At 71.8% G+C, this 18494-nt stretch carries 17 protein-coding genes; 13 read left to right on the top strand and 4 right to left on the bottom strand.

The genetic code is table 11. The features are described 5' to 3' along the window. Positions 1-34 precede the first annotated feature (34 nt). Genes lanKC through ACZ6RT_RS01370 form a run of 3 tightly spaced genes read left to right on the top strand, consistent with a single transcriptional unit; the run spans position 35 to position 4770 of the window. A complete protein-coding gene (gene lanKC, locus ACZ6RT_RS01380) occupies positions 35-2722 on the top strand; it encodes a class III lanthionine synthetase LanKC (protein ID WP_470151771.1) in 2688 nt (895 codons plus the stop codon). A 1-nt stretch (position 2723) separates the two neighbouring features. Beyond that, the gene (locus ACZ6RT_RS01375) at positions 2724-3926 is read left to right on the top strand and encodes an ATP-binding cassette domain-containing protein (RefSeq protein ID WP_470151770.1); all 1203 of its coding nucleotides are present in this window, start codon (positions 2724-2726) and stop codon (positions 3924-3926) included. Next, positions 3913-4770, top strand: a complete 858-nt coding sequence (locus ACZ6RT_RS01370; protein ID WP_470151768.1) for an ABC transporter permease — start codon at positions 3913-3915, stop codon at positions 4768-4770. The genes ACZ6RT_RS01375 and ACZ6RT_RS01370 overlap by 14 nt, the downstream gene beginning before the upstream one ends. A gap of 82 nt (positions 4771-4852) precedes the next feature. Here ACZ6RT_RS01370 and ACZ6RT_RS01365 read toward each other — a convergent pair whose 3' ends face one another. After that, the gene (locus tag ACZ6RT_RS01365; RefSeq protein ID WP_399186896.1) at positions 4853-5269 is read right to left on the bottom strand and encodes a MarR family winged helix-turn-helix transcriptional regulator; all 417 of its coding nucleotides are present in this window, start codon (positions 5267-5269) and stop codon (positions 4853-4855) included. Between the two features lie 123 nt (positions 5270-5392). Here ACZ6RT_RS01365 and ACZ6RT_RS01360 point away from each other — a divergent pair, with 123 nt between their 5' ends. Beyond that, positions 5393-7126 (top strand): ABC transporter ATP-binding protein, encoded by a 1734-nt coding sequence (locus tag ACZ6RT_RS01360; RefSeq protein WP_470151766.1) that lies wholly within the window; start codon positions 5393-5395, stop codon positions 7124-7126. 115 nt (positions 7127-7241) lie between these two features. Beyond that, positions 7242-8414: an alkaline phosphatase PhoX gene (locus tag ACZ6RT_RS01355; RefSeq protein WP_470151764.1), complete on the top strand. Its 1173-nt coding sequence runs from the start codon at positions 7242-7244 to the stop codon at positions 8412-8414. Between the two features lie 51 nt (positions 8415-8465). Here ACZ6RT_RS01355 and ACZ6RT_RS01350 read toward each other — a convergent pair whose 3' ends face one another. Next, a complete protein-coding gene (locus tag ACZ6RT_RS01350) occupies positions 8466-9680 on the bottom strand; it encodes a hypothetical protein (protein ID WP_470151763.1) in 1215 nt (404 codons plus the stop codon). A 314-nt stretch (positions 9681-9994) separates the two neighbouring features. Between ACZ6RT_RS01350 and ACZ6RT_RS01345 the strand changes: the two genes are divergently transcribed. Continuing rightward, a complete protein-coding gene (locus ACZ6RT_RS01345) occupies positions 9995-10858 on the top strand; it encodes a hypothetical protein (RefSeq protein WP_399186901.1) in 864 nt (287 codons plus the stop codon). A gap of 42 nt (positions 10859-10900) precedes the next feature. Here the strand turns inward: ACZ6RT_RS01345 and ACZ6RT_RS01340 are convergent, their stop codons facing one another. Continuing rightward, positions 10901-11359: a MarR family winged helix-turn-helix transcriptional regulator gene (locus ACZ6RT_RS01340; RefSeq protein ID WP_470151761.1), complete on the bottom strand. Its 459-nt coding sequence runs from the start codon at positions 11357-11359 to the stop codon at positions 10901-10903. A 171-nt stretch (positions 11360-11530) separates the two neighbouring features. Here ACZ6RT_RS01340 and ACZ6RT_RS01335 point away from each other — a divergent pair, with 171 nt between their 5' ends. The 6 genes from ACZ6RT_RS01335 (at position 11531) to ACZ6RT_RS01310 (ending at position 17026) form a co-directional block, all read left to right on the top strand. Beyond that, on the top strand, positions 11531-12097 hold the full coding sequence (locus tag ACZ6RT_RS01335; protein WP_470151760.1) for a GNAT family N-acetyltransferase: 567 nt from the start codon (positions 11531-11533) through the stop codon (positions 12095-12097). Positions 12098-12158: 61 nt separating this feature from the next. Next, entirely contained in the window at positions 12159-12653 is a 495-nt protein-coding gene (locus ACZ6RT_RS01330; protein ID WP_399186904.1) for an NUDIX domain-containing protein, read from the top strand. Between the two features lie 75 nt (positions 12654-12728). Next, positions 12729-13058, top strand: a complete 330-nt coding sequence (locus tag ACZ6RT_RS01325) for a DUF5709 domain-containing protein (protein ID WP_399186906.1) — start codon at positions 12729-12731, stop codon at positions 13056-13058. Positions 13059-13686: 628 nt separating this feature from the next. Next, the gene (locus ACZ6RT_RS01320) at positions 13687-14808 is read left to right on the top strand and encodes a polysaccharide lyase family 1 protein (RefSeq protein WP_399186907.1); all 1122 of its coding nucleotides are present in this window, start codon (positions 13687-13689) and stop codon (positions 14806-14808) included. Positions 14809-14819: 11 nt separating this feature from the next. After that, the gene (locus ACZ6RT_RS01315; RefSeq protein ID WP_399186908.1) at positions 14820-15890 is read left to right on the top strand and encodes a polysaccharide lyase family 1 protein; all 1071 of its coding nucleotides are present in this window, start codon (positions 14820-14822) and stop codon (positions 15888-15890) included. A 101-nt stretch (positions 15891-15991) separates the two neighbouring features. Continuing rightward, on the top strand, positions 15992-17026 hold the full coding sequence (locus ACZ6RT_RS01310) for a polysaccharide lyase family 1 protein (RefSeq protein WP_399186909.1): 1035 nt from the start codon (positions 15992-15994) through the stop codon (positions 17024-17026). Between the two features lie 72 nt (positions 17027-17098). On the opposite strand, the gene ACZ6RT_RS01305 is transcribed toward ACZ6RT_RS01310, so the two are convergent. Continuing rightward, the gene (locus ACZ6RT_RS01305) at positions 17099-17776 is read right to left on the bottom strand and encodes an HAD family hydrolase (RefSeq protein WP_399186910.1); all 678 of its coding nucleotides are present in this window, start codon (positions 17774-17776) and stop codon (positions 17099-17101) included. 87 nt (positions 17777-17863) lie between these two features. Here ACZ6RT_RS01305 and ACZ6RT_RS01300 point away from each other — a divergent pair, with 87 nt between their 5' ends. Then, entirely contained in the window at positions 17864-18493 is a 630-nt protein-coding gene (locus ACZ6RT_RS01300) for a Uma2 family endonuclease (protein ID WP_470151756.1), read from the top strand. Position 18494 lies beyond the last annotated feature (1 nt).

Genomic DNA, 18494 nt, shown 5'->3' with positions numbered 1-18494 from the left:
CGCAGCAGCGGGCACGCGATAGGGAGCACCACGCATGCAGGACATGATGCAGATCTACACTCTGGCCGACCCGCTCTTCTTCGAGGAGCCCACGCGCTGGTCGGGAGGGGTGGGCTTCATCGGCGACGCCGAGCTCGCCGTGTCGCGCGCGGCCGTCCCCGAGGGCTGGGTGCGCAAGGAGCGCGGCGTCTGGGTCTCGCTGCGACCGGCCGATCAGGCCACCGCCGAACAGGGCTGGAAGGTGCATCTCTCGGCGACGCTGGACAACGCCGACCGGCTCTGCTCGGCCGCCTGGGACCACTGCGTCGAACGTGGCATCCCGTTCAAGCACCTGCGTGACCGCAACATGCTGCTCGTCTTCAACGCCAAGTACTCCCCGCGCGGCTCCAGCGGGAAGCTGGTCACGATCTACCCGCGCGACGAGGAGGAGCTGCGGTCGGTGCTGACGGAGCTCTCGGCCGAGCTGGACGGCGAGCCGGGCCCGTACATCCTCAGCGACCTGCGCTGGGGCACCGGGCCGCTGTTCGTCCGCTACGGCGGCTTCACCGAGATGACGTGCGTGGACGAGCACGGCGAGACCGTCTTCGCGATCCGCCACCCCGACGGCACCCTGCTGCCCGACCGGCGCAGGCCGGTCTTCGATCCGCCGAAGTGGGTGGAGCTGCCGGAGTTCCTCCGGCCGCACCTGGACTCCCGCCACGACGGCGCGGGTGCCGAGCTTCCCTACCTCGTACGGCGGGCCCTGCACTTCTCCAACGCCGGGGGCGTCTACCTGGCCACCCGGCGCACCGACGACAGGGAGGTCGTGCTCAAGGAGGCCCGCCCGGACACCGCGGTGGACGCCAACCACCAGGACGCGATCACCCGGATGGCCCGCGAGAGCTGGGCGCTCACCGCGCTGCGCGGCATCCCGGGGATCCCCGAGCTGTACGACGAGCTGGACGTGGCCGGGCACCGCTTCCTGGTCGAGGAGTACATGGACGGCCAGCCGCTGAACGTCTGGTGCGGGACCGCCCACCCCTGGGTGACCAGGGCGGAACCGACCGAGGAGGAGATCGCCGCCTACACCCGCAGGGCGGTGCGCATCTCGGAGCGGATCGAGGAACTGATCACCGCCGTGCACGCGCGCGGGGTGGTGTTCGGCGACCTCCACCTGGGCAACGTCATCGTCCGGCCGGACGAGTCGGTGGCACTCGTCGACTTCGAACTGGCGTTCGATGCGACGGACGCCGACTGGCGGCCCGGGCTCTCGGCGACGGGGTTCGGCAGCCGCGACAAGAGCGGTGCCGACCGCGACCTGCACGCCCTGGCCGCGGTACGCCTGGCCATGTTCCTGCCGTACAGCAAGATCACCGCACTTCAGCCGGACAAGGTCCACGAGTTCGTCCGGCTGATGTGCGACGAGTTCCCGGTGCCCGCGGACTGGGCCGGGACGATCCTGTCCCACCTGGCGCCCCCCGGTGCCTCCCCGATCCCACCGGATTCCGGGAGCCCCGGGATCCCTGGAAGCCCCGCGGGGTCCGTGGCTTCCGTGACCTCCGCGGGTTCTCCGGCGCCCCTCGGCCGGACGCGGCCCGAACAGGAGCGTCCCGAGCAGGCGCGTCCCGACCTGGACGCGCCGGTCGTCGACTGGGAGGCGGTGCGCGCGTCCCTGGCGAAGGGGATCCTGGCCTCCGCCACGCCCGACCGGGAGGACCGCCTGTTCCCCGGTGACGTCCACCAGTTCCTGTCCGGGGGGCTCGGCCTGGCCTACGGCGCGGCCGGGGTGCTGTGGGCGCTGGACGTGACCGGCCACGGCCGCCGTCCGGAGCACGAGCGCTGGCTGATCGACGCGGTACGGCGCACCACCCCGCGCCGCCCGGGGTTCTACGACGGCACGGCCGGCCTCGTCCACGTCCTCGACCACCTGGGCTACCCGGACGAGGCGGCCGAGCTGCTCGACCGGCATCCGGTGCCGGACCGCGCGAACATCTCGATGTTCTCCGGGTTCGCGGGCATCGGCGCGGCGCTGGCCCACCTGCCGGAGGGACGCGACCGGCTGGCGACGGCGCTGACCGTCGCCGACCGGCTGGCGGACGCCGTACGGCGCCGCGATCCCGGCACGGCCCGCGGCCCGGGACTGCCCGCCCCCACCCGCCCGGTGGAGCCCGGCCTGATGCGGGGCTGGTCCGGGGTGGCCCTGTTCCTCATCCGGATGTTCGAACGGACCGGTGACCCCGGCCACCTCGACCATGCCGCGCTGGCCGTGGGCCTCGACCTCGACCGGTGCGTGACGACCGCCGACGGCGGGCTCGTGGCCGAGGAGGCGGGAGTGCGCACGATGCCCTACCTCGACGTCGGCAGCGCGGGCATCGCCCTGGTCGCCGACGAGTTCCTCGCCCACCGCGAGGACGACAGGATCCGCGCGAGCCTGCCCGGCCTGCTGCGCGCATGCCGGACGCGCGTCGCGCTGCAGTCCGACCTCTTCCGCGGCACGGCCGGCCAGGTGGCCGTGCTCTCCCGGCTGGGCGCCGACGACGAGCAGGCGATGGACCGCCGGCTGCGGGACCTGTGCCGGCACGCCGTCTCCTTCCGGGGGCACCTCGCCTTCCCCGGCACCAACGGCTTCCGGCTCTCCATGGACCTGGCGACGGGCGGGGCGGGCGTGCTGCTCGCCATGTCGCAGGCCGCCGGGACCGGCACGTCCTTCCTGCCGTTCTTCTCTCCCCGCGGGAGGCGCTGAGATGGACGACGAAGCGGCGGTGTCCGTCAGGGGACTGCGCAAGGAGTACGGGCGGATCGAGGCCGTCAAGGGCGTCGACTTCGACGTGGCGCCCGGGGAGGTGTTCGGCCTGCTGGGCCCCAACGGGGCGGGCAAGAGCACCACGATCAACATGCTGTGCACGCTGGTCCGGCCGACCGGCGGCAGCGCGACCGTCGGCGGGCACGACATCGTGCGGCAGCGCGACGAGGTCAGGCGCGACATCGGGCTGGTCTTCCAAGAACCGACCGTCGACGGCTACCTCACCGGCGCGCAGAACCTGAGCTTCCACGCCGAGCTGTACGGCCTGCCCAGGCACGCCATCGGCGACCGGATGACGAGGGTCCTGGACATCGTCGGCCTGTGGAAGCGCCGCCACGACCGCGTGCACACCTACTCCGGCGGCATGCGGCGGCGCCTGGAGATCGCCCGGGGCCTGCTGCACTCCCCCCGCGTGCTGTTCCTGGACGAGCCCACGGTCGGGCTCGACCCGCAGACCCGGGTGGCCATCTGGGGCTACATCGCCGAGCTGCGCGAGCTGGAGAAGATCACGGTCTTCATGACGACGCACTACCTGGAGGAGGCCGAGTACTGCGACCGCATCGCGATCATCGATCACGGTTCCGTCGTGGCGCTGGACACCCCGGAGGCGCTGAAGGCCACGGTGGGCAGGGACCGGATCCGCATCCACACCGAGGACGACGAGGCCGCCGCGACGGCACTGCGGGAACGCTTCCTGGTGGAGGTCGCGCCGCGCGACGGCGGGCTCGTCTTCTCCGTGCCCAGCGGTGAGGAGTTCGTGCCGCGCCTGTTCTCCGGGCTCGGCGTGCCCATCAGGTCGGTGCAGATGACCAGGCCCTCGCTGGACGACGTCTTCCTCGCCTACACCGGCTCGACCATCCGCGACGCCGAGGACGGCGCGAGCGGCACCGACGGCACGGATGGCACGGATGGCACCGACGGCACGGGCGGTACCGGCCCCGAGGACGGCGCGAGGGGCGTTCCCGACGTTCCCGGCGTTGCCCGCACTCCCGCTGTTCCCCGCACTCCCGACCCTCCCGGCGTTCCCGGCACTCCCGGTGTTCCCGGCGGTGAGGTGAACGGCACGTCTCTCGCGAACGGCGCGGGCGGCGACGACTCCGGTGACGTCCGCGGCGAAGAGGTGACGGTCCATGGCCGCGATTGAGACTCCCCCGGCCCGCGTCCCGCTGCGCGGCGCCGCCCACAACCTGCGCGCGGTGCGGGTGGTCCTCCGCAGGGAGATGATCCGCTTCGCCACCGACGGCAAGCGCGTCACGGCCATGCTCTTCCAGGCCTTCATGTGGATCTTCATCATCGGCACCGGGTTCGGGGCCCTGATGCCGGGGGTCCCCGACGGCGTCGACCTGAAGACCTTCATGTTCCCCGGCGTCATCTCGATGACGGTGATCCTGACCGCGATGTTCTCGGCCTCATCGATCGTCTGGGACCGCGAGTTCGGTTTCCTGCGGGAGATGCTGGTCGCGCCGGTGAGCCGTACCGCGATCGTGTTCGGCAAGGTCCTCGGCGGCGCGCTGGTCGCGACGCTCCAGAGCCTGGTGATCGTGGCCATGGCCGGGCTGGTCGGCGTCCCCTACGACCCGATCATGATCGCCGGGCTCGTCGGCGTGATGTTCCTGACCGGCTTCACCATGTCGGCCTTCGGGGTGCTGGTCGCCGCGCGGATGACCAGCATGGAGTCGTTCCAGGGGATCGCACAGATGGCGATCATGCCTCTGATGTACCTGTCGGGGGCGCTGTTCCCGCTCACCGGCCTGCCCGGCTGGATGAACACCCTGACGCTGCTCAACCCGCTGACGTACGCGGTCGACCCCACGCGCCAGGTCGTCTTCGCCCACCTGACGGTCCCGCCCGAGGTGATGGCCGTGTACGGCCCCGGGGTGTCCTGGTCGGGGTGGACCGTCCCGGTGGCCCTCGAACTGCTGCTGGTCGGCGGCGCGGGCCTGCTGATGCTCGCCCTGGCCGTCGCCCGCTTCAACCGTACCGACTGAGAGCCGTAGCCCGCGGGAACCGCGCCCCGGGACCGGTCCTGCCACGACCGGGACCGGCGTGAGCGCCACCGCGCCCGGCCGGTCAGGCGGACTGGGCGTCGACCGTGCCCAGCAGTTCCCTGAGCCGGTCGCGCTGCTCGGCGGTGAGGACCGAGAACAGCTCCTCGGCCACCCGCCTGCGCTCCTCGCGTACCCGCTCGTACAGCTCGCGTCCCCCGGCCGTCACCACCAGCAGGGTGGAGCGGCGGTTGGCCGGGTCGACCTCGCGGCGGACCAGACCGGCCTCCTCCAGGGCGTCGACCACCGGGGTCACCGAGCGCGGCACGATCCGCAGCCTCTCGGCGAGCTGCACCATCCGAAGCGGCGGCTCGGACTCGACGATCACCCTCAGCGCCCGCGCCTGGCCGGGGCTCAGACCGAGCGGGCCCAGCCGCTCGCCGTACCCGCGCCGCAGCCGGCGGCCGACGCCGTGCACCAGATCGGCCAGTTCCGTCTCCACAGCGCCGAACCTATCCCAGCGCGTCCGGGAATGAATGAGAGGTAACCTCTGTTTGAGTAAACATCGGAAAGGAGTTCCATGACGGAACCAACCGGGAGTGCCCTGCGGCACGAAACATCACGTATGCACGACGAACCCCGCGCTCCCCTGCGGCGCGTCGTCGGCCTGTTCCGCCCCTACCGGGGACGGCTGGCCGTCGTGGGCGCCCTCATCGGGGTCTCCTCGCTCGTCTCGCTGGCCTCGCCGTTCATGCTCCGCGAGGTGCTCGACGACGCCATCCCCAACGGCAGGACCGGCCTGCTGACGCTGCTCGCGCTCGGCATGGTCACGGTGGCCGTCGTCACCAGCGTGCTCGACGTGATCCAGACGATGATCTCCACCGGGGTCGGCCAGCGCGTCATGCACGACCTGCGCACCACGGTCTACGGCCACCTGCAGCGCATGTCCCTGGCCTTCTTCACCCGCACCCGGACCGGCGAGGTGCAGTCGCGCATCGCCAGCGACATCGGCGGCATGCAGCAGGTGGTCACCTCCACCGCCGCCTCGATCGTCTCCAACCTGACCACCGTGGTGGCGACGATCATCGCGATGCTGGTGCTGGACTGGCGGCTGACCCTCATCTCGCTTGCGCTGCTCCCCGTCTTCGTCGCGATCAGCCGCAGGGTCGGCCGGGAGCGCCGCAGGATCACCTCCGAGCGGCAGCGGAAGATGGCCGCCCTGTCGTCGATGGTCCAGGAGTCGCTGTCGATCAGCGGCATCCTGCTCGGCCGGACCATGGGGCGCGGCCCCGAGCTGGCCGGCCGCTTCTCCGCCGCCTCCGACGAACTGGCCGACCTGGAGGTCCGCTCCAGCATGGCCGGGCGCTGGCGGCAGTCCACCATCCAGATCATCATGGCGGCCATGCCCGCGGTGATCTACTGGTCCACCGGCCTGACCTCGGCCGTCTCCATCGGCACCGTGGTCGCCTTCACCACCCTGCAGACGGGCCTGTTCCGGCCCTCCGTCTCGCTGCTGCGGCTCGGCGTCGACGTGCAGAGCTCGCTGGCGCTGTTCGCCCGGATCTTCGAGTACCTGGACCTGGAGGTGGACATCCACCCCGGCACCCGTACACCGGAGAGCGTGCGCGGCGAGATCCGCTTCGAGCACGTCGACTTCTCCTACGGCGAGACCCCGGCCCTGTCGGACGTGGACCTCACCGTCCCGGCCGGCACCACCCTGGCCGTGGTCGGCGAGACCGGCTCGGGCAAGACCACCCTGAGCTACCTTCTCCCCCGCCTGTACGACGTGACCGGCGGGCGGATCACCATCGACGGCGTGGACGTGCGTGAGCTGACCTTCGAGTCCCTGGCCGAGACGGTCGGCGTGGTCTCGCAGGAGACCTACCTGTTCCACTCCTCGATCGCCGACAACCTCCGCTTCGCCAGGCCCTCGGCCACCGACGAGGAACTCGTCGCCGCCGCGCGGGCCGCCCGGATCCACGACCACATCGCGTCACTTCCCGACGGGTACGACACCGTGGTCGGCGAGCGCGGCTACCGCTTCTCCGGCGGGGAGAAGCAGCGCCTGGCCATCGCCAGGACGCTGCTGCGCAACCCGCCCGTGCTCATCCTCGACGAGGCCACCAGCGCCCTCGACACCCAGACCGAGCGCGCCGTCCAGGAGGCCCTGGACACCCTGTCACGCGGGCGCACCACCATCACGATCGCCCACCGGCTGTCCACGATCCGCGACGCCGACCAGATCGTGGTCCTCGACCACGGCCGCGTCGTCGAACGCGGCACCCACGACGAGCTCCTCGCCTCCGACGGCCCCTACGCCGCCCTCGTCAACCGCGACCGCTCCCTCACCACCGCCTGATCCGGGTCGTGGCGCGGGCCCTGAAAGATCACCTCTCGTTCACGCCGGAGGGGGTGGTCAAGGCGGCCTCGGCGTTCTACGTTCCGTTCGATGACCTACGGCCTGACTCGGAGGAATGATGGATCGTCGAACGCTGTTACGCGCGACCGTCGTCGGAGTGGGAGGTGCCGCGTTCTCCGGAGCGCTGTGGGGGCAGGCGTTCGGCGCCGTCGCCCAGCCGGGGCCCAGCCCGTACGGTGACCTGCGGGCCGCGGACGCGAACGGTGTCGAGCTCCCCGCGGGGTTCACCAGCCGGGTGATCGCCCGCTCCGGGCAGCGGGTCGCCGGGTACACCTGGCACCCGGCGCCGGACGGCGGGGCGTGCTTCCCCGACGGCAGCGGCTGGATCTACGTGTCCAACTCGGAGGTCCCTCTCGTCGGCGGGGCCTCGGCAGTGCGCTTCGCCGCCGACGGCTCCATCACCTCGGCCTACCGCATCCTGTCCAGGAGCAACGTCAACTGCGCGGGCGGCGCCACGCCGTGGGGCACCTGGCTGTCGTGCGAGGAGGTCCCGCTCGGACGGGTCTTCGAGACCTGGCCCGCCGGCGGGCGTTCCGCCGAGGAGCGCACCCGGATGGGCCGCTTCAAGCACGAGGCCGCCGCCTGCGACCCGGTGCGGCAGGTCGTCTACCTCACCGAGGACGAGGGCGACGGCTGCTTCTACCGGTTCGTCCCCGACACCTGGGGTGACCTGCGCACCGGCAGGCTCCAGGTGCTCTGTGCCCCGGCCGCGCAGGTGACCGGGCCGGTGACCTGGCAGGACATCCCCGACCGCGACGGTTTCCCGATCGCGACGCGCAAGCAGGTCTCCGCCGCCAAGCACTTCGACGGCGGAGAGGGCTGCTGGTACGACCGCGGCGTCTGCTACTTCACCACCAAGGGCGACAACCGGGTCTGGGCGTACGACGCCGCCGCCTCCAGCCTCGACCTGGCCTACGACGACTCCCTGGTGACCGGCGGGACCGCCCCGCTGACCGGGGTGGACAACATCACCGGCGCGCCCACCAGCCGCGACCTGTTCGTCGCCGAGGACGGCGGCAACATGGAGATCAACGTCATCACCGGCGAGGGGGTCGTGGCGCCGTTCCTGCGGCTGCCCGGGCAGTCCTCCTCGGAGATCACCGGCCCGGCGTTCTCCCCGGACGGCTCGCGCCTGTACTTCTCCTCCCAGCGCGGCACCTCCGGGTCCTCGGCCGGCACCGGCGGGATCACCTACGAGGTGACCGGGCCGTTCCGCGTGCGGCCCTGACCCTCTGCCCGTCGGCGCCCGTCCCGGACTCCGGGACGGGCGCCGGTGGGCTCACGGCGCGACGGCCGTCCCTCCCGGCACCGCACCGGACGCCCGGCGCACGGTCCCGCGAGCCGTCAGGAAGAGGGCGAGCGTGCCGAGAACGAGGAACCCCTGGGCGACCAGGTTGGTGACGGTCGCGACGTCGTGCAGCATCAGCAGCAGGAAGCCGAGGCACGAGTAGGTCAGCAGGGCCCCGCCCGCCGCCGCGAGCCGGTGCGCCGCGCCCCAGTCCCGGTCCCGCGACCATCGGATGATCACTACCGTCGCCGCGGCGAGCAGCACGACGCCCATGGCGATCCCCCACCGGTTCTCCGGCCGGGCGACGAACACGGCGGACGTGACGAACACCGCCGTCCCGGCCTGCCACGGAGCCGGTGCCCGCAGGAGCCTCGCCGGGCGGGGAGGCCCTGCGGGCGCGCCGGGAGCACCGGGAGCACCGGGACGTCCGGCGGACGAGCGGGGTCGTCCCGTCGCGAACGCGACGACGACCAGGAGGGTCACGATGACGGCGGTCGCGATCCGCTGCGGTGCCGACGCCATGAACCCGCTCTCGTCGTGAATGCCGCTGAAGATGAGCAGCGATCCCAGGACGAACACGACCGAGGTGACGGCGAGGCCGAACCTGCCCAGCCAGGGAACCGCCGCGCGACGGGGCACCAGGCTCTCGACGAGGGCGATCGGGACGCCGATGCTCCAGATCGCGTGCCCGGCGAGGAAGCCGAGGGCGTTGTTGCCGCTGATGCCCAGCGCCGGGACGAAGGTGGCGTGCGAGGCGTCGCCCTCGTACAGCGGGGCGGGGTTGAAGAGGGTCTGGTCGATCAGGCCCGCCTCCAGCAGGCCGTACGCGGCTCCCAGCAGCAGGATCGTCGTCCAGCCGCGTCCGGTGCGCCGTACCGTCTCGCGGATGATGATCGCGCCACCGCCGTACATCGGCGCGAGGAGGAGCAGGCCCCACAGCTCGGAGGCGGGGACGTTGCCGAGCAGGTACTCGGCGACCAGCGGGGACAGCAGGAACAGCCCCAGGGCGGGGGCGATGCGCCGCGCCGTCCCCGGCTCGCCGCCCGGCTTCCGGCCGGGGCCGGGATCGGGATCGGGATCGGAGTCGGGGCCGGGGTCGGAGCCGGGATCCAGGCCCGGTTCCCGGCCGGTGCCGGTGCCGGGGTGAGGATCGGGGTCCGCCGGCCGGGGCTCCTGCCGCCGGTCGTGGGGAACGTTCGCCGTCATGGGAGCGACGCTAGGCCGCGACGACACGCGCCCGCATCGGCCGCAGGAACGGCCCCCGCCCTACTTTAGATGGGTTCTCGACATATATACCTTTTAAAGGAAATATCATTCCATATCTCCTTCACGAGATCCTCGTGGAGAACTGCGTGATAAATGCACCACAACCGGGAAAAGATAAATAAGCGACTTACGTGAGTTCGTCGTTACTTTTCCGGCGGATCGATCCCCGCGCGCAGCGACCCGGCTCGACCCGCGAAGACGTCGGCGTACGGGACCCGTGACGGTTCCTTCAGGGGCTCCCGTTCCGGAGGGCGATGATGGTCGATCTTGGTTTCGCCGGGGCGAGCAGGCCCGCCAACGACTACCGGCTGCTCGGGGTCACCGACGGGGACACCCCCACGATCGCGATGGCGATCCGGATGGTGTCGATCGACACCCCGGAGAGCGCGTACGGCGGCAGTCCTCCCACCGCGCAGGCGGCCCTGGAGCGCGCCCGGGTACGGCTGCTGGACGGCACCTACGACGCCCTGCCCGAGGACCTGCGCGCCTACCTGGCCTCCAGGATCACCCCCGACGCGGCCGCGCGGCACCAGGCCGCGGGCAAGGCCGCGGCGGCCGAGCACCAGGCCGCGGTGACCGCCCGGCTGACCCGCCCGGACGGCTCGCAGCGCAAGCTGGCCGTGATCGCCACCGGGGAGCTCATCGAGGGCAACGGCCGCCTGCTGGCCTACACCGCGCCCTGGTTCACCGGCACCGCCGCCGACCCGCTGCCACCGCGCGGCGACCCGCGCCGGCGTACCTTCAACCTCGACATGGTCGCCTCCGGCTGGGCGGCGACCTTCCTCATCTACCCCTCCCTCCCCTCGGCCGCCGACCTGAACCTGCTGCTGGCCGAGGCGGAGGCGGCCTGGGCCGGACGGCGCGGGGCGTGGGCGCGGTTCGGCGAGGACCTGCTGCTGGGGTACGAGTACCGGGCCTGCGTCAAGCTCGGCTCCGGCGATCTCCGTGACGGCCCGGAGGCGGCGATCCGGCAGGCGTTCCAACGGGTGTGCGTGGACCTGGGGACCATGCGGGAGACCGGCCTGTACGGCTACCACCGGGTCCCGCCAGCCCGCCGCCTGTGGATCTGGGAGACCGACCTGGAACGGGCCCGCCGCGACCTTCCCCTCGTCCCCTGATCCCGGCCGGGACGCCTCATCCCGCGGGACGGTCCGATCGGGTCAGGCGCCGCCGCCCGGGGCCTGCCCGGAGTGGTGGTCCAGCAGCCGACCGAGCAGCGCGATCAGCAGGCGCCGCTCGTCGGCCGACAGCGGGGCGAGCAGGTCGTCCTGCACCCCGTCGAGCACCTCGTCCATCCGGCGCAGCCGCGACCGGCCCTCGTCGGTGATCGTCACCGTGTTGCGCCTGCGGTCGGCGGGGTCGGGGGCGCGCTCGACGGATCCCTGCTCGGTCAGCTCGTTGATCGCGTTCACGACGTCGCTGCGGTCGACGCTGCACCGGCGCCCCAGCACGGCCTGGCTCATCGGCCCGAACTCGTGCAGGGCGGCCAGCAGGCGGTAGTGGTACCCGCGCGCGTCCGCCTCGGCGAACCCCGCGGACACCAGCCGCCGCGCGTGCACGGCCAGCTGGGTGATCAGCCAGCTCGGCTTGGCGGACAGGCGGCTCGGAGGTGATTCCACGAACGGCCACCCTAACAGAATCGTTGGAACGACCTATGATCTCCGTCGCACCGGTCCCGCCGTCGTCGTCGGCCCTGACGGGGCCCGCGGTCCTGCCGTCGTCACCGATCCCGCCGGGACCGTCCCCGCCGGATTCCGGTCCGCGCGACGTCCGCGCGTACGATCTCGCCCATGGCGGAAGGATCGAGTCCCATGAACGGCGCCTCCCAGGTCACGCGGCCCACCGTCCGCGTCGCCACCGACGAGGACGTCCCCACGCTGGTCTCCCTGGTCCAGTCGGCGTACCGGGGAGAGCAGAGCCGGGCGGGCTGGACCACCGAGGCGGACCTGCTGGACGGGCAGCGGACCGACGCCGAGGGCGTGACGGACGCGGTGCGGGGGCCGGACGGCCGCATGCTCCTCATGGAGTCCGGCGGCGAGGTCGTCGCCTGCTGCCAGGTGGAACGCAAGGAGGGACACGCCTACTTCGGGATGTTCGCCGTACGCCCCACCCTGCAGGGCGGCGGCATCGGCAGGGCGCTCCTGGCCCACGCCGAGCGGTTCGCCCGCGACGAGTGGGGCGTGACCGAGATGCGGATGACGGTGATCTCGCTCCGCGAGGAACTGCTGGCCTGGTACGAGCGCCGCGGCTACACCCGCACGGGCGAGAGGTCCGCCTTCCCGTACGGCGACGAGCGCTTCGGCGTGCCAACCCGCGAGGACCTGGAGTTCGAGCTGCTGGTCAAGACCCTCGGCTGACCGGGACGAGCGGAGCCGGTCCTGCCCGTGCCGCCTCGCCGGCGGCGGTAGCGTGATCCGAATGAGCGAGACCTACCTCGAACCGGCCGCGTGGTTCGCCACCCTGCCCAGCGTGTTCATCTCGGCCAGCATGCTGCTCACCGACGCCGACGACCGGGTACTGCTGGTCAAACCCAACTACCGGCCCGGCTGGAACTTCCCCGGGGGGATCACCGAGGAGAACGAGGCTCCCCACGACTGCGCCGCGCGCGAGATCGTCGAGGAGCTCGGCCTGTCCGTCGAGCCGGGTGATCTCCTCGTGGTCCACTGGTCGCCACCGCTCGGGGAACGCCCCCGGCCGCTGGTCAACTTCCTGTTCGACGGCGGCGTCGTGGCCGATCCCTCCCGGATACGGGTCCAGGCCGAGGAACTGGACGAGGTGGCGTTCTTCCCCTGGGAGGAGGGCATCGCGCTCCTGCCGTCGAGCACCTCCGCGCGCCTGCGCACGGCGCGCCTGGCCAGGGCCGACGGTCACCCCCACTACCTGGCGGGCGGCTCCGACGAGACCGCCGAATGACCCCCGTGACGACCGGCCGTTCCCGGTGAACGGCTGACCTGGTGATTAGCGACGGCAAACGGGTAGGGCCGCGGTATGAGCGAACTACCTCCAGACCGCGAGGGTCTGAGCGACGAGCAGGCGATCGAGGTCGCGGAGTGGACCGACGACCGCGGGCTCAACCACGAGGTCGTCGAACACGACGACAGGCACCGTGACACCCTTGACGAACGTCTCCGCCGGGAGCTGCCGGACCACGAGCGGCCCCCGCGCGAGGACTTCCGCCTGGTGGCGCCCGACGAGGGCGGCAGCCCGGACCGGACGGCCGAGGAGTACGCCACGGACGTGGGCCCGGACGACGACGACCTGTCCGCCGAGGAACGCGCCGTGCACATCGAGCCGGACATCGAGTACCGGGACGTCTGATCCGGTGGCGGACGCCGCGTACCGGGACGTTCCATCCCGCGACGGACGTCGTGAGCCCGGCACCCCCGGACCCCGCCTCACCGGCGGGGGCCGGGGGTGTTTCACGTCCCGGGGTGTTCCGCCCTCCCGGGCGGTGACGGCCCGGGACGGCGGAACGCCCTGGGAGCGCCGTCCGGCGGGGTGACGCGAGAGCCCTCGGAGCACCCCCGGCGGCCGATTCCCGTACAGCCGGATCGTTGACAGAAACCTGTGGGAAACATAAACTCGCCCCTGTTGGGAAAGCGCTTTCCGGAGCATCCGCCCGGAGGTGTCCTCTCGCCACGAGGTGGTGATGCCATGGTCGCCCTCTGATCCGCACCTTCTCTCTCCCGAGCGCGGTGTCCACTCCCGCCTCGCGTCCCGCGACACCGCGGTCTCACCTCCCGGGCGAACCGGCCCCGGTCGGCGAGCACGGTCACGTGGCCGGACGCACCCCTCACCGTTGCGGTGCACCCGCCGTCTCCGCCCTACTCCCCGCGGTCACGGCCCGCGCACCCGCGCCGCCCGTCGCGGCCCCGTACTCCTCTCCCGGCCGACGCCGCCTGACAGCATGCCGCCGCGACCGCGGCGTGCAGAGAGCAGAGAACACATGCCCCTCCCCGCCACCCCCCCACCGGCCCCGCGGCCCGCTCCGGCGGCACCGACCGGCCCCTCCCCGGCCGCCGCCCCCTTCTTCCGGCGCGGTCCGCGCACGACGCTCGTCCTGGGCGCGATCGCCCTGCTGATCGCCGCGCTGACCGGCACCACCACCGCCACCGCGCAGACCGGAGCGCGTCTCGCGGACCCGGTCGACGCCATGGTCGGCTTCGCCACCGTCAACGCCCTCGGCCAGAACGGCACCACCGGCGGCGCCGGCGGGCCCACGGTCACCGTGACCACCACCGCGCAGTTCCTCGACTACATCTCCCGCCCGGGGCCGTACGTCATCCGGGTGAGCGGCAGGATCACGCTGCCCACCGGCTCCAACGACGGCATGTACAACGTCGCCTCGGACAAGACGATCATCGGGGTCGGCGCGAACGCCGCGCTGGTCGGCGGCGGGCTGAACATCGGCCTGCCGGTCAGCGACTCCGTCACCTCGCCCCCGGCGAACGCCGTGCACAACATCATCATCCGCAACATCGCGTTCTCCGGCGCCTCCGACGACATGATCAACGTGCAGATGTTCAGCCACCACATCTGGATCGACCACAACGACTTCTCCAACGGGGACGACGGCGCGGTCGACATCAAGCGCGGCTCCGACTTCGTGACCGTCTCGTGGAACAGGTTCCACGACCACGACAAGACGCTGCTGCTCTCCCACGACGAGGACGCCGGCCCGCAGGACATCGGCAGGCTGCACGTCACCTACCACCACAACTTCTTCGACGCCTCCGACCAGCGCCACCCCCGGGTCCGCTTCGCCGACGTCGTGCACGTCTACAACAACTACTACCGGGACAACAGCTACGGCATCGCGTCCACCTACAACGCCGGGGTGCTGGTCGAGAACAACTACTTCTACAGCGTCAACAACCCGGGCCGGGTCGAGTTCAGCGGCGACCTCGGGCGCCTGGTCGAGCGCGGCAACATCCTGGTCGACTGCAACCACCCCATCGAGACCCGGGGAACGGTGACCGAGCCGCGCACCTACTACTCCTACGCCCCGGATCCGGCGTCCGCGGTGCCGACCATCGTGCCCGCCGGCGCCGGCGTCGGGAAGATCTGATGGAGACGAAAATGATCATCAACCACCTCGACCGTCCCGCCGCGAGGCGCCGCCGTTCCACCACCGCCGCGGCCCTCCTGGTCGCCGCGCTCGCGGGCGTGGGCGGCGCGGCCCACGCCGACGTCTCCGGATCGGAGCGGGCCGCCGGGTCCGGTGCGGCGGCGGGTACCGCCGGGGCCGCCACCGCGGCCTGCACCGGCACCCCCGGGGGATTCGCGTCGGTCAACGCCCTGGGCCAGAACGGCACCACGGGCGGCGCCGGAGGCCCCGTCGTCACCGTGAACACGGCCGCGGCCCTGAAGGACTACGTCGGCCGCCCGGGACCGTACATCATCCAGGTCTCCGGCCGGATCCAGGTCTCCGGCATGCTGACCGTGGTCGCCAACAAGAGCATCCTGGGCGTGGGCACGACCGCGGAGATCACCGGTGGCGGCCTCCAGCTCGGCTCGACCACCCGGCCGGGCAACAACGTCATCATCAGGAACATCCGGTTCACCGGCGCCGAGGACGACTCGATCAGCGTCACCAACAAGGCGCACCACGTGTGGATCGACCACAACGACCTCTCCGACGGCTACGACGGCCTGCTCGACATCAAGCGGGAGTCGGACTTCGTCACGGTCTCGTGGAACCACTTCCACGACCACAGCAAGTCGGCGCTGCTGGGCCACTCGGACAGCTACACGGCCGACATCGGCAAGCTCCGCGTGACCTACCACCACAACTTCTTCGACGGCACCGACCAGCGCCACCCTCGGGTGCGTTTCGCCGAGCCGGTCCACGTCCTCAACAACTACTACCGGAACAACGCGCTGTACGGCATCGCCTCCACCGAGAACGCCGGCCTGCTCGTCGAGGGCAACTACTTCCAGAACGTCGCTCACCCGATCTACGTCGGCTACGACAAGAGCGGGCCCGGCCGGGTGGTCGAGCGCAACAACCTCTACGTCGGCTCGGGCACCCCGCAGACGGCCGGCACGGTCGTCGAGCCGCGCACGTACTACTCCTACACCGTCGACGACCCCGCGACCGTCCCGGCGAAGGTGTCCGCCGGCGTGGGCGTCGGAAAGATCGGCTGCTGACGGGCCGGGCCGCCGCCCCCGGAACCCCCCGGCCTCCCGCCCCGGCGGGCGGCGGCCCCTCCGCACCACCTCCCCCTCCCCGCCTCCGAAAGGCAGACGCCATGCCCCAGCCCCTCACCGGCCACGTCTCCCGGCGCGCGGCCCTGCGCGCCGGCGCGGCCACCGCCGTACTGGCCACCGCCCTCTCCTTCGTGCCGGCCGGCGCGAGCGCCACCTCCGCCGCCCCCGCCGCGGGCTCCGCCCTGGCGGCGGCGCCGATCGGCTTCGCGTCGGTCAACGCCCTCGGCCAGAACGGCACCACCGGCGGCGCCGGAGGCCGTACGGTCACCGTGACCGACGCCGCGTCGTTCCTGGAGTACATCGACAGCAAGGAAACCCTGATCATCCGGGTGGCCGGCACCATCGAGATCTCCAGCAAGCAGGGGGTGCGGCCCAACAAGACCATCATCGGGGTGGGCACCTCCGGTCACATCACCGGCGGCGGCCTGGACTTCTACCGGTCCTACAACGTGATCGTGCGCAACATCCGCTTCACCGAGGCCGAGGACGACGCCATCAACGTCGGCCGGGAGTCGCACCACATCTGGATCGACCACAACACCTTCTCCGGCGCGGTCGACGGCTCCATCGACGTGGTGCGCGGCGCCGACTACGTCACCGTGTCGTGGAACCACTTCGACCACGCCGACAAGAGCATGCTGATCAGCCACTCCGACGGCGCCGCGGGCACCGACATCGGCCACCTGAAGGTGACGATCCACCACAACTTCTTCGACAACAGCCGGCAGCGCCACCCGCGCATCCGCTTCGGCGAGCCGGTGCACGTCTTCAACAACTACTTCCTGGGCAACGAGCTGTACGGCGTGGCCTCCACCGAGAACGCCGGCGTGGTCGTGGAGGGCAACTACTTCCAGGACGTGCCGCACCCGCTCTACTCGGCGAGCGGCTACGCCGACAGCGGGCCGGGCCGGGCGGTGCAGCGCAACAACATCTTCGTGAACTCCGGGACGCCCGAGACGGCCGGGACGGTCGTCGAGCCGCGCACCTTCTACGCGTACACGGTCGACCCGCCGGCCGGCGTCCCGGCGTCGGTGCGCTCGGGTGCCGGCGTCGGCGCGCAGTGGAGCGAGCTGTAACCGTCGCCGGACCGCCCGCGGGCGGCGAGGCGGCCCGCGGACGCCGCCGCGGACCGCCCGCGGGCGCGGCCCTCAGGTGAGGATCGCGACCAGGGCGTGCAGGTCGTCGACGACGTGATCCGCGCCGCCCGCCCCGCGAGCCCCGGGGCGGGCGGCGTGCAGGTGCCCCCAGGGGCCCCTGCGGATCAGCGCGGTCCGCATCCCCGCCGCACGAGCGGGCAGGACGTCGTTGTCCAGCCGGTCGCCCACGTAGAGGATCTCGCCGGGCTCGCGCCCGGACACCTCGGCGACGCGGGCGAAGAACTCCGGGGCGGGCTTGGCGACGCCCCAGCCGTCGGAGGTGTGGATCGCGTCGACCGGCAGGTCCATCGCCAGCAGGGCGTCCCGCGCCTGCGGCGGCTGGTTGCCCGCGATGATCAACCGATGACCGAGGCCGCGCAGCGCCGTCAGCGCGGGACGGACGTCCGGGTAGAGGTCGTCGGCGTCGAAGTTCACCCGCAGCCCGTCCGGGTCGTCGCGCCTCCACGCCTCCTGCTCGGCCTCGACGTCGAACCCCGGCCGCAGCAGCCGGAAGGCGTCCTCGAACGACCGGTCGAGCGCGGCCATGCCGCCCAGCACGCCGAGCATGGTGAACCGGGTGACCCCCAGCCGGTCGGCCCAGCGCGACCAGATGCGCGTCTCGTCGATCAGCGTCTCGCCCACGTCGAACACCAGCGCCCGGACCACGATCTCCCCCTCGTTCAGGCCCACGATCGTATACGCCGGTACACACCCCGCTCGGGCGACCCCGCATGGAATACTCAGCGTGCATGTTCGGACACGAAGGGATACAGGTCGATGGTGATGACGGCGTCTCAGCGATCCACCCAGCGCACCGCACCCCAGCCACCCGCCCGGCCCGCGGCGCCGGACGACCGTCCGCTACCTCGCACCCCGAGGGAGATCTTCGAGTCCCTTCCCCCTATCCGCGGCCTCAGGGCCGAAGTCATCGACGGGAACCTGATCGTGAGTCCTTCCGCCGCCCCCCGGCACGCACGCATCGTCAGATCACTCAGCAGAGCCCTGATTCCCGTGGAGGACAGGAACGGCTGGGAGAGTTTCTCCGGCGACGTCGGCATCTGCGTCGAAGGCCCGCGTGACACCGTCGTCCCCGACTACTGCCTGGTCCCGCTGAACGCCCCTCTATGGGGTGATCGCGAGATCCTCTCCTCAGGACTCGTCCTGGTCGCGGAGATCGTCTCGCCCGGGAGCATGGAGATCGACCGCGCCACCAAGCCCCGGATCTACGCGGGCTGCGGTGTCCCGATCATGATGATCGTCGATCCGGTCGCCTCCCCGCCGATGGTCACGGTCCTCAGCGACCCCGAGGAGGGCACCTACCGGACCACCACCCACACCCAGATGGGCAAGCCGCTCCGGATCCCCTCCCCCGTCGACTTCGACCTCGACACCTCGATCTTCCTCTGAC

This window comes from Streptosporangium sp. NPDC050148 (assembly GCF_055586505.1).
This window is presented reverse-complemented; position numbering and strand designations above follow the sequence as displayed.

Coding starts and splice junctions, on each gene's coding strand:
- lanKC (WP_470151771.1), top strand. CDS start 35: ATGCAGGACATGATGCAGATCTACACTCTGGCCGACCCGCTCTTCTTC.
- ACZ6RT_RS01375 (WP_470151770.1), top strand. CDS start 2,724: ATGGACGACGAAGCGGCGGTGTCCGTCAGGGGACTGCGCAAGGAGTAC.
- ACZ6RT_RS01370 (WP_470151768.1), top strand. CDS start 3,913: ATGGCCGCGATTGAGACTCCCCCGGCCCGCGTCCCGCTGCGCGGCGCC.
- ACZ6RT_RS01360 (WP_470151766.1), top strand. CDS start 5,393: ATGCACGACGAACCCCGCGCTCCCCTGCGGCGCGTCGTCGGCCTGTTC.
- ACZ6RT_RS01355 (WP_470151764.1), top strand. CDS start 7,242: ATGATGGATCGTCGAACGCTGTTACGCGCGACCGTCGTCGGAGTGGGA.
- ACZ6RT_RS01350 (WP_470151763.1), bottom strand. CDS start 9,680: ATGACGGCGAACGTTCCCCACGACCGGCGGCAGGAGCCCCGGCCGGCG.
- ACZ6RT_RS01345 (WP_399186901.1), top strand. CDS start 9,995: ATGATGGTCGATCTTGGTTTCGCCGGGGCGAGCAGGCCCGCCAACGAC.
- ACZ6RT_RS01335 (WP_470151760.1), top strand. CDS start 11,531: ATGGCGGAAGGATCGAGTCCCATGAACGGCGCCTCCCAGGTCACGCGG.
- ACZ6RT_RS01330 (WP_399186904.1), top strand. CDS start 12,159: ATGAGCGAGACCTACCTCGAACCGGCCGCGTGGTTCGCCACCCTGCCC.
- ACZ6RT_RS01325 (WP_399186906.1), top strand. CDS start 12,729: ATGAGCGAACTACCTCCAGACCGCGAGGGTCTGAGCGACGAGCAGGCG.
- ACZ6RT_RS01320 (WP_399186907.1), top strand. CDS start 13,687: ATGCCCCTCCCCGCCACCCCCCCACCGGCCCCGCGGCCCGCTCCGGCG.
- ACZ6RT_RS01315 (WP_399186908.1), top strand. CDS start 14,820: ATGATCATCAACCACCTCGACCGTCCCGCCGCGAGGCGCCGCCGTTCC.
- ACZ6RT_RS01310 (WP_399186909.1), top strand. CDS start 15,992: ATGCCCCAGCCCCTCACCGGCCACGTCTCCCGGCGCGCGGCCCTGCGC.
- ACZ6RT_RS01300 (WP_470151756.1), top strand. CDS start 17,864: ATGGTGATGACGGCGTCTCAGCGATCCACCCAGCGCACCGCACCCCAG.